Source organism: Halanaerobium sp. (assembly GCF_003070835.1).
In genome coordinates this window covers 1-10,390 of sequence record NZ_QBLR01000115.1, presented here as the reverse complement: position 1 = coordinate 10,390, position 10,390 = coordinate 1, and the positions used below count along the sequence as shown (strand labels likewise).

Annotated in this window: 8 protein-coding genes and 1 pseudogene; 7 read left to right on the top strand and 2 right to left on the bottom strand. The window is 29.4% G+C overall.

Annotation, left to right across the window (positions count from 1 at the left end; genetic code table 11):
• Positions 1-1,017: transposase (locus CI949_RS11870; RefSeq protein WP_290766826.1), on the bottom strand; the 1,017-nt coding region annotated here is incomplete at its 3' end.
• Positions 1,018-1,202: 185 nt separating this feature from the next.
• On the opposite strand from CI949_RS11870, the pseudogene CI949_RS11865 reads away from it, so the two are divergent.
• Positions 1,203-2,477, top strand: a pseudogene (locus tag CI949_RS11865) (SLC13 family permease); the annotation flags it as partial.
• Positions 2,478-2,550: 73 nt separating this feature from the next.
• On the opposite strand, the gene CI949_RS11860 reads toward CI949_RS11865, so the two are convergent.
• Positions 2,551-3,288 carry a YaaA family protein gene (locus tag CI949_RS11860; protein WP_073158773.1) on the bottom strand — a complete coding sequence of 246 codons (738 nt, stop codon included), beginning with the start codon at positions 3,286-3,288 and terminating at the stop codon, positions 2,551-2,553.
• 209 nt (positions 3,289-3,497) lie between these two features.
• Between CI949_RS11860 and CI949_RS11855 the strand changes: the two genes are divergently transcribed.
• The 6 genes from CI949_RS11855 (at position 3,498) to CI949_RS11830 (ending at position 10,138) form a co-directional block, all read left to right on the top strand.
• Entirely contained in the window at positions 3,498-4,688 is a 1,191-nt protein-coding gene (locus CI949_RS11855; RefSeq protein WP_089723357.1) for an ROK family transcriptional regulator, read from the top strand.
• A gap of 142 nt (positions 4,689-4,830) precedes the next feature.
• Positions 4,831-6,102, top strand: coding sequence for an ABC transporter substrate-binding protein (locus CI949_RS11850; protein WP_089723356.1), 1,272 nt, complete (start codon positions 4,831-4,833; stop codon positions 6,100-6,102).
• Positions 6,103-6,172: 70 nt separating this feature from the next.
• Positions 6,173-7,081: a carbohydrate ABC transporter permease gene (locus CI949_RS11845; protein WP_089723355.1), complete on the top strand. Its 909-nt coding sequence runs from the start codon at positions 6,173-6,175 to the stop codon at positions 7,079-7,081.
• Between the two features lie 3 nt (positions 7,082-7,084).
• Positions 7,085-7,942, top strand: a complete 858-nt coding sequence (locus CI949_RS11840; RefSeq protein WP_089723354.1) for a carbohydrate ABC transporter permease — start codon at positions 7,085-7,087, stop codon at positions 7,940-7,942.
• A 10-nt stretch (positions 7,943-7,952) separates the two neighbouring features.
• Positions 7,953-9,071 carry a hypothetical protein gene (locus CI949_RS11835; RefSeq protein ID WP_089723353.1) on the top strand — a complete coding sequence of 373 codons (1,119 nt, stop codon included), beginning with the start codon at positions 7,953-7,955 and terminating at the stop codon, positions 9,069-9,071.
• A 14-nt stretch (positions 9,072-9,085) separates the two neighbouring features.
• Complete coding sequence (locus CI949_RS11830; RefSeq protein ID WP_089723352.1) at positions 9,086-10,138, top strand: SIS domain-containing protein; 1,053 nt, start codon at positions 9,086-9,088, stop codon at positions 10,136-10,138.
• The last annotated feature ends 252 nt before the right edge of the window (positions 10,139-10,390 follow it).

Genomic DNA, 10,390 nt, shown 5'->3' with positions numbered 1-10,390 from the left:
ACCACACTCGCAAGAGTATAGATTAGTTTTGCGGTTAGATTTTTTAATTTTGTTGCATTTAGAACAACTCTGGGAGGTATATTTAGGATTTATATATTCTACCTTAATCCCAGCTAATTCAGCTTTATATTCAACAAAATGTTGAAGTTGATAGAAAGTCCAGCTATGGATGTTTCTGTCAGCTCTATTAAGACTATTAGCAGTATTTCGGATATTTTCTAGATTCTCCATAATTATAGTCCCAACTTGCTCCTGCACAGCAAGATTAATAAGCTGTCGACTAATTTTATGGTTTAAATCAGTCATCCATCTCTGCTCTTTGTCGTTAATATTTTTAATAGCTTTAACTTTTTTAGATTGACCCAGTTTTCTTCTTAACATACGATATTTTTTGCGGATAAAACCTGCCTGTTTACCATTGTGGAATTGGCGATTAATTTCTTTGCCTTGGGGATTTTTAACACTGGCAACCGCTAATTGGCGAAGCCCTATGTCAATTCCCATTAGATTAGAGTTAGAAGTTTTTTTAGCAGCAATTTTAATTGTTACAGCAAAATACCATTTACCTCTCTTGTAGAAGAGACTGGCTTTACCCAATTTGCAGCCACTATCGATATGCTGCTGCAGCTTTTCAAATCTTTCAGTCTGTTTAACAGGGAAGGCAAATCTCTGACATTTAGTTGTATAAAGAGGAATTGAGATTATATGGTGATCAATATTATAATTTTGATTATTATAGCAGATGGGCTGGTTATCCTTAAAGTCTATATTATCTTTTTCAGAACCAGATTTTAAAAATAATTTATAGAGAGCTTTAACTTCCCTAATATTCTGGTTTTTAACAGCAGAGGGGAGGTTAAGCTCTTTAAAGTCAGCAGAACTCAATTTAGTTTCTCCTGCTTTAAGTTTGGCAGCAACAGCCTGACGATTTTTAACTACTTCTGCAATATTATTCAAGAATATATTTTCTTTTCTTTTAGTTGGTTTTAATAATTCAAGCACATATGTTAATTGCATAGCAAACACCTTTTTCATTAATTATTAATATCAATGATTTTTTAAGCTAATTAAAAAACTTTAATACTAAATATATTATACCACTAAAAGAACAAACGTTCAACAAATATAAAGCTTTTTCAACTATAAATTAGCCGATTCATCCCCGCCCATTGACATAAGCGAGGCTTTCTCGGCTAAACTCGGTAATTACAGCCTTAGTTCCAATTTTTGTGACAACCTTTATTCCTATTGCTCCAGTTGCTGAAATAGTAAATGTTTTCAGCCACCGAATTGTATTTCTAATAGCAGGAAGCTGTGCAATGGGAGCAGCCTGGCAGCGGTGGGGCCTTGCTCGAAGATTATCTTTAAAAATATTATCTTTGATCGGCAATAGTGCAAGAAAACAGATTTGGGCCTGGTTTTTGATTTCTGCGACCTTAAGTTCAATAATTGCAGATACAGTTACTGCAGCTGTTTTTGTGCCTGTTGCTGTGACTTTATTAAAATATCTTGGTTATGATTCTAATTCTAAACGCTGGAATAATCCAGCTGCAACTAATATTTTGTTAGCAATTGCCTGGGGTGCCTCAATAGGTAGTCTGCCTACACCGCTTGGTGGAGGTCAAAACTTATTGATTTATGAATTTCTTTCCGAGGCAGTTGGCAGAAAAATATATTTTTATGAATGGACAATTAGAATGCTGCCTTTTACTTTGATTTTCATTCCTTTTATTGGCTTCTATATTAGTCATATTTTGCAAAAAAAAGATATGAAATTACCTGGAACAAAAGAAATATACAAAAAAGAATTGAAAAAAATGGGGAGTTTAAGTAAAGGAGAGTTGTTTTCGGCTTTAGTTTTTATAATAGCAGTAGCAGCAGCTTTTTTAGAGCCAATATATACTCAATTATTTCCATTTTTGGATCCTGCTTTCATATTTTTTAGTCTGGCTTTTTTATTGTTTTTTATTCCAACAGAAGAAGAGGAAAATGTTCTTTCAATTAAAAGTATGAGATATTTTCCAATAACTGTTTTAATTGTTTGGCCGAGTGCTTTAGCACTGGCTAAAGTTCTTGAATTTTCAGGTTTAGCAGAAATTTTAAGTTCATTATTGACTTTTTTTGTTGATGGTCATGGTATCATACCATTTTTGATTTTTGGTGGTGTTACAGCATTTTTAACAAATATTTCTACTAATACTGCGTCGGCTGCTTTATTAATGCCAATAATTATTAAACTTTTTATTTCCCAGAACATAAATCCAGTTCCTGTTATTTTATTACTTACAGTTTCGGTTAATTTGTCTTTTGCAATTGCTTCTGGTAATGGCTGCCTGGCTGTTAGTGCAGGTTATGGAGTTAACTTAAAAACAATGTTTAAACATGGAGTCATTATTGCTTTTTTTGGTTTCCTGATTTCAACTGGATTAGCATATTTGCTTGATAATTTATTTAGTTGGTGGGGAATTTTGATTTAATAGATATTAAAATAATTACTATAAAAATAAGAATCCGCTGTTCAGCGGATTCTTTAATAAAAGTAATTGAATATTATTTTTCAAATGGTTTAATAAAATAGAATTCATTTTCATTAGAATGTTCTTTATTGTATTGATAACCATCTAAATCTATCTTTTTAATTTCATCAATGCTCTCAACCTGATTTTTAACTAGTTCATTCAGCAGTTTACCACGATTATGTTTAACATAATAACCCACGGTTTTAAGGCTGCCATCCTCTTTTTCTTCTTTAAAATAAAAGTCAATTATTTTTCCTCGATAATTATCTTCTACAACTTTACTATATTCATTTGAAGCTAAATTAATAATTAAATCAATATCATCAAAATAATCTTTCATTATATCTTGCCAGTACTCATTGAGATTAATTCCATTAGGTTTAAGCCTCATTTCTAATCTATAGGGCCAGATCTCAGTGTCTGAATGAAGGGGACCATACATTGGAGAAATTATAATAAGCTTTTCCTGCATATATGAAAACTGATCTTTATTGTAGCTATCTAAATCAATTTGCTTAAATGCGGAACCATTATAACATTCAATAGCCGGGAGAGTTTGATCATCATAGCTATGTTCTTGATACAGCTCATAGGTTCTATCTAAAAGATTACCTTGAATATCTAATTCTTTTTTTAGTTCTTCTTTTGATAAAGATTTAAGATAATCGAATAATTCTTTAGTCATTTCTTCTTTTAAAATATTTCTACCTTTTTCTTCTCTTTTTCTTTCGTGGTTTTGAGTTTTGCTTGGTGATAAAATTATTTTCACAGTATCCTTCCTTTCTTTATCTTAAATAAATTATTTTCTTACTTAATTATATTCAAGATAAGATAGTTTATACCTTTTATTGTTTAAATGAAGTTTTTAATTATCAGAAATTATCAAAAAATCAGTAAATTTTTAACTTTTTAAAGGACTTTTTAAAAGTATCTTCAATATATATAATAAGGTACTTAAAGAAATCGAGGTTTGGTATTATGGAAATAAAAAACTCAAAAGCTTTAAAAAAGCATAATCAACAAACTGTACTAAATGAAATAATAACAAGGCAACCAATTTCTAGATCGGACTTAACTCAATATCTAGATGTATCACATACAACTATATCTTATCTAGTGAAAGATTTAATGGATAAGGATTTAGTTGTCGAAATGACTGCTGATTCAACAGGTGGTAGACCACCTAAATTATTAAGCTTTAAAGGTAATAATAAATATATAATCTCTATCAGTTTTGAAGAAAGAAAGATTATTTATTCAATATATAATTTGGATATTGAACTTATTGATAAAGAAATAATAGATGTTAATAATGAATTTTTTGGTGATATAATAAAAAAAATCAAAAAAGTAATTAAATTTAAAAACCAAGAGTTTGATATAAGTCAAGAACAGATTTTTGGAATAGGTGTATCAGTACCGGGTATCTATAAAGAGAATAAAGATTTAGTAATAAGTTCTACAACGCATTATTTAGGTAATATTAATTTAAAAGCTGAACTAGAAAAAATATTTAATTATGCACCAATATATATAGATAATGATGCTAACTTATCTGTTTATTATGAATGGAGTCATATGTTAGATAAAAAATATGATAATTTAATTTATGTTTATGTGGTAGACGGGATTGGTAGTGGAATTATAGTTAATAATAGTTTATATACCGGAAGCCATGGTAATGCAGGAGAAATTGGACATATGAAAGTTAAATCTAAAGGAAAAAAGTGCATCTGTGGTGATCGAGGGTGTTTAGAAACAATCTCATCTATAAAAGCTATTGAAGATGACTTTAACAAAGCAGTTGATAATGGAGAAATTACTTTTTTAACTGATTTATTTGATTCTCCTTTTGATTATAAAGAAATTATTACTGGCTATTTACAAAATGATAAATTATGCAAAAAAATAATTAATAGAGCTATAAAATACTTTGTTCAAGGTTTATCTAGTATAATAAATATATTTGATCCCCAAATGATTGTTTTAGGAGGTCTTTTTGATGAATTTAATGAAGAAATGTTTAAAAAAATTAATAATAGACTTGGAAGTTCATATTTTCCTGATGAAAGTGATAGACCTAAAATTATAAATAGAAGAGATCAAGCAAACTACCAAATTTTAGCTGTAACTTCTTTTGTATTTGATAAATGGAAGGCTAATTTTTAAAAAATTAATAAAAAAACCGTTATTATAGATTAAATTCAGATAATTTTATTAGAAATTTTTTGATTTTTTAAAATTATTGAAAAAGGAGGGATCATAAAGGAACTTTTTATTTAAGTATTAAAAATTTAAAGGGGGATGAGAAATGTTTAATAAAAAGTCGCTGTTAATTTTAACTCTTGTAATTTTATTTGTAGGTGTATTTGCATTATCAACTTCTGCAGAAACAATTAAAATGATTAGTATGAAACAAGCTGGATGGACACCAGAAGAGTATAATCAAATCATTGCTGAATTTGAAGAAGATAATCCAGGTGTAGAAGTAGAGCTTACATTAGTTGGTTATGATGCTTTGCATGATAAATTAATCACTTCAATTTCTGGAGCTAACCCAGCCTATGATGTTGTCTTAATTGATGATATATGGTATGCACAATTTGCTGAGGCTGGTTGGTTATTAGATGTAACAGATCGCGTATCTAGTAATATGAAAGATGATGTATATGACAAAGCCTGGGAAATTGTTGGATATAATGAAAGACTTTATGGGCTTCCCTGGCTTTTAGATCTAGAATATTTCTTCTATAATGAACAAATTTTAAATGAAGCAGGTATTGAAAATCCACCTACAACTTGGGAAGAAGTAGTGGAACAGTCAAAAATAATTAAAGAAAAAGGAATTGTCGAATATCCAATGGTTTGGAGCTGGGCTCAGATTGAAGCTCTTATCTGTGATTGGGTAACATTACTTAAAGGTAATAATGGTGAATTTTTTGATGAAAATAACAAACCAGCCTTTAACAATGAAGAAGGTATTGAAACTCTAACCTGGATGAAAGAAACTATAGACAGTGGCCTTACTAATCCAGCCAGTTTATCTGCTAATGAAGAAGAAGTAAGAAGAATCTTCTCGCAGGGTAATGCTGCCTTTACAATTAACTGGGTATATATGTATGAATTATTAAATAACCCTGATGAATCTAATATAGTTGGTCAAACCCAACTTGCTTTAATGCCTGTATTTGAAGATGCAAAAGCAGAAGGCATTGAAAGTGCTAGTATCACAGGTTCAATGGGCTTTAGTGTAACAAAAAATTCTTCAAATGAAGATTTAGCATATGATTTAATTGAATTTATGACAAGTAAAGATATTCAGACAAGATATGCTGATCATGTAACTCCCATGTATAAGTCTGTAATGAAGCAGGAAGAAATAATTGAAATGCACCCTGAAACATTTAAGATGTTTGATAAGCAGTTCCCATATATTTACTCAAGACCAAAAGTGCCTTATTACACAGAAGTGTCACGTGCATTGCAGACTTCAATTCAAAATGCTCTGGTAGGTAATGTTAGTCCACAAGAAGCTTTAGACAATGCTGCAGAAGAAGTAGAAAAAATTCAAGAGCGCTGGTAAAATAATTATATAGTGTGGGGTGTTTAGAAACCCTGCACTATTTTTATTAATTATTATGGGGGAAATCATTATGAATTTCATTAAAAATAAGATTATTAGTAAATTTGAAAAAAGTACAAATTTACTGGGATGGATTTTAGTTTTTCCAAGTTTTTTAATAATTGCTTCTGTAGTTTTTTATCCAATTATTAGAACAATGTGGTTAAGCTTTACTTCCTATTCATTAGCTTATCCCTGGAGAACTCAATTTATTGGTTTAAAAAATTATATAGATTTTTTTACATCTTTTAATTTTTGGGCAACAATCGGTAGAACTGCTTACTTCACTGTAATTTCAACAGGTATAGAAATTATTTTAGGTATAGCTATTGCATATTTGATAAACTTACATCTTAAGGGTTGGAAAATATTAAGAACAATTGTCATTATACCCTGGGCTGTACCAACAGTTGTGAATGCAATTATGTGGAAATGGATTTATAATGCCGAGTATGGTGCTCTGAACGGATTATTACAATCATTAAACATCATTGATAAATATCAGACCTGGTTATCTAAACCCTGGACAGCTATGAATTTAGTTATATTAGCTGATGTTTGGAAATGTACACCCTTTGTTGTTTTAATTATTAGTGCATCTCTAGCAACGATAAGTGAAGATCTTTATGAAGCGGCAGATATTGATGGTGCTAGTGGAATTCAGGTTTTTAGTTATATTACATTACCATTATTAAAACCAGCAGTTATGGTTGCTTTGGTCATAAGAACTGTGGAAGCTTTTAAAGCTTTTGATATTATATATGTTTTAACTAGAGGTGGACCAGCTAATGGGACGCAAATTATTTCATATAAAGCATATTTAGAATCATTTAGTTTTTTAAATATGGGAAGAGGTTCAGCTATTTCATTTATAGTTTCAATTTTTATATTAATTTTATCTCTGGTTTATATAAGAATTCTATATACAGAGGACGTGTAAAAGATGAAAAAAATGACGCCAACTAAAAAATTAATAGGATATATTTTAATGATAATAGTAGCAATCTGGATTTTAGCTCCGATTTATTGGCTTGTGATTTCCAGTTTATCAACACAAGCTTCATTATTAATTAAGCCAATAGATTGGTTTCCAGATAATTTAACTTTTAAAAACTACACGAATATTTTTTCAAGCCAGAATGGATCATCTAAATCTGCTGAAATGTTTACAACTGCCTTATATAATAGTGTATATGTATCATTTTTTGTCACTTTGGTAAGTTTAATATTAGGAATTCCCGCTGCATATTCTTTTTCACGTCTTGATTTTAAAGGGAGAAGAATTGGTATGCTGACTATGATTGCAACTAGAATGATTCCAGTTGTAAGCTTGATTATACCAATTTATATTTTGATTAATAATATTGGATTATTAGATAAGAAAATAACTTTGGTTTTTGTATATTTATCTTTTACTTTACCTTTTGTAATATATATTATGACTGGATTTTTTAAAAGTATACCCATGGAGTTAGAAGACTCTGCTAGAATAGATGGATGTTCAAGGATAGGAGCATTAATTAGAGTTATATTACCTCTGTCTGGCCCGGGTATTGCATCAGTAGCTATATTTTCATTTCTTTTAGCATGGGATCAGTTTTTTTATGCTTTAATCTTAACAAATAGTTATGCATCCAAAACTGTTCCTGTAGCAATAACTGAATTTACAGGGCGACATGCTGTAAACTATACTGCAATGACTACAGGTGGTGTTTTGGCAGCAATCCCACCTATGATTATTGTAATCATATTCCAAAGACTGATTATTAAAGGGTTAACAGCTGGTTCAGTGAAGGGTTAAGGAGGTCAATATGTTAGAAGACTTAGCAAAAAAAATAAAAAAAATAATTACTGAAAAAAAGTATCTAGATAAAAATGCAGTGATTGGTTTTGATGGATTTATTGATAAAATATATAGACCAATTTCTTCACAAGAAGATAAAGATATTAATTATTACAAAACAATAAATGATTTTGGAGAAAGAATAAAAGAAGCCGCTGGACTCAGCTGTGATATAGACATTGCGTTAGAATCAATACAACCTGGAGGAAATACCCCACTTTTTGCAAATTCTTTAGGTAATTTGGGAATAAATACTGACTGCATTGCGCCAATTGATGGATATGAAGAAATTTTTAAAAAATATATGTCTAAAAACTGTAATATTTACTCTATTGGAGAACCAGCTTTAAGTTTTGTATTAGAATTTTTTGATGGGAAGATAATGTTGGGTGATACACATACATTTAAAAATATTGATTATAATATAATTAAAACAAAAGTTGGAAATAAATTCGATAAGATGTTAGATAATTATGAATTAATTTCAATGGTCAATTGGAGTCACTTTAAAAATATGACATTAATTTGGAAAGAAATAATTAATTATTTAAGTCAAAATCTAGATAAAGTTAATAAAAAAGACCAGACTCTTTTTATTGATTTAGCTGATAGTAGTTCAAGATCAATTAAAGATATAAAAGAAATGCTAAAAACTTTAAAAATTTTCAGAAGTTATTATCGAGTAATTATCGGTTTAAATGAAAATGAAAGTAGAGACTTAGGTAACAAGCTTATGAAAATTGATTTTAAAAATATCACTAATGTGGGAAAGTACCTGGTGAATAATGGTTATGTTGATGAAGTAGTCATTCATCCTGTTGCGGAGGCATATTTAATCAATAAATCAAATAAAGTTAGAGTTACAGTTCCTAAAGTAGAAGCTCCTGTTTTAACAGTTGGGGGTGGTGATAACTTTAATGCAGGATTTAGCTGGGGGATATTAAATGATTTTAATGACCAAGAAGCTTTAATATTAGGTACAATAAATGCCAGATTATTTGTTGAAAAAGGTTACAGCCCTTCGATTAATGATCTTTATAATTATATTTCTAAAAATAAAGATGCTGTAGAAGTTACAAATCTATAATATGAGGTGATAAAATGTCTGATCCAATGATTAAAGATATAAAAAGTCAACCAAAATTTTTAAATACAATTTTGACTAAATACTTTGATAACCCAAAGTATAAAAAAAGATTAACTGAGGTTGTTAATTATATTGAAAATAATGATACCCCAATTCTTTTTGCAGGAATGGGCAGCTCAAATTATGCTGCTATATCAGCAATTAACATCTTATCTAATAAAGGATATCTTTGTCTAAATCCAGATATAGATGAGTTTATACATTATCAGATGAATTCTATAAATGAAAATTTTACTGTAATAGCTATTTCTCAATCTGGGAAAAGTGCAGAAACAAAGAAATTATTAGAAAAATTATCCGATAATACTACTATAATTTCAATTACAAATGATGAGGATAGTCCAATTGCCAATATGTCTAATTTTGTATTACCTATATTTGCAGGTGAAGAAGCAACGATTTCTACTAAAACTTATACAAATAGTAATTATCTGCTCAATATAATTGCTCATTTAGTAGATAATAATGATAGTTTTGGCATACAAAAACAGTTAGATGATATTGAAATAATTGATGATTTTATAAGTCAAGAAAAAAATGCTGTTCATAATTTATATAATCATCTAAAATCTAAAGATAAATGGTCTTTTATTTCAAGAGGAGATCTTTTGAGCACAACATTTATGGGATCTTTAATTTGCCAAGAAGGAACAGGAATACAACCTACTGGTTATAGCGGTGGTGCTTTTAGACACGGACCTTTAGAGATTACAGGGGAAAATCATGGAGCCATTGTCTTTGCACATGGCGATCACACTTTTAATCTTTTAATGAAATTGACTGAGGAGATGGCAAAAAATGGGTCAAAAATAATATTATTAACAGATGAAAGTTATAATAATAAAAGTGACAATATCCTTTTAAATAAGGTACCAATTGTCAATAGGTTATTATTACCAACTATTTATGCAGTTATAATTCAGCTTTTCACAAGAGAAACAGCTTTGAATAGAGGAAGAATACCTGGCGTTTTAAATAAAATTTCAAAAGTTACTGAAGAAGAATAAAATTTGCCTATATAAGAACTACTAATATTTAAGAAACTATTAGATTTGACGTAACGGTAACACAAGAAGGAGGATTTTTAATGTCAACAGCAACCACAGAAGATAAATATAATTTATTAATAGATAATTTAAAAGAGCTGCAGATAATACAGTTGAACGATGTTATTACTGTAAAAAAGTAATTTTTGACAAGATTATAAATTATGCAAATGGGAAAACAGTAATTGAAGGTTCTAATCTAGATGATACAGG

Bases quoted from the DNA above. Each gene is read 5' to 3' on its own strand.
- CI949_RS11855 (WP_089723357.1), top strand. From the start codon at position 3,498: ATGGAAATAAAAAACTCAAAAGCTTTAAAAAAGCATAATCAACAAACT.
- CI949_RS11850 (WP_089723356.1), top strand. From the start codon at position 4,831: ATGTTTAATAAAAAGTCGCTGTTAATTTTAACTCTTGTAATTTTATTT.
- CI949_RS11845 (WP_089723355.1), top strand. From the start codon at position 6,173: ATGAATTTCATTAAAAATAAGATTATTAGTAAATTTGAAAAAAGTACA.
- CI949_RS11840 (WP_089723354.1), top strand. From the start codon at position 7,085: ATGAAAAAAATGACGCCAACTAAAAAATTAATAGGATATATTTTAATG.
- CI949_RS11835 (WP_089723353.1), top strand. From the start codon at position 7,953: ATGTTAGAAGACTTAGCAAAAAAAATAAAAAAAATAATTACTGAAAAA.
- CI949_RS11830 (WP_089723352.1), top strand. From the start codon at position 9,086: ATGTCTGATCCAATGATTAAAGATATAAAAAGTCAACCAAAATTTTTA.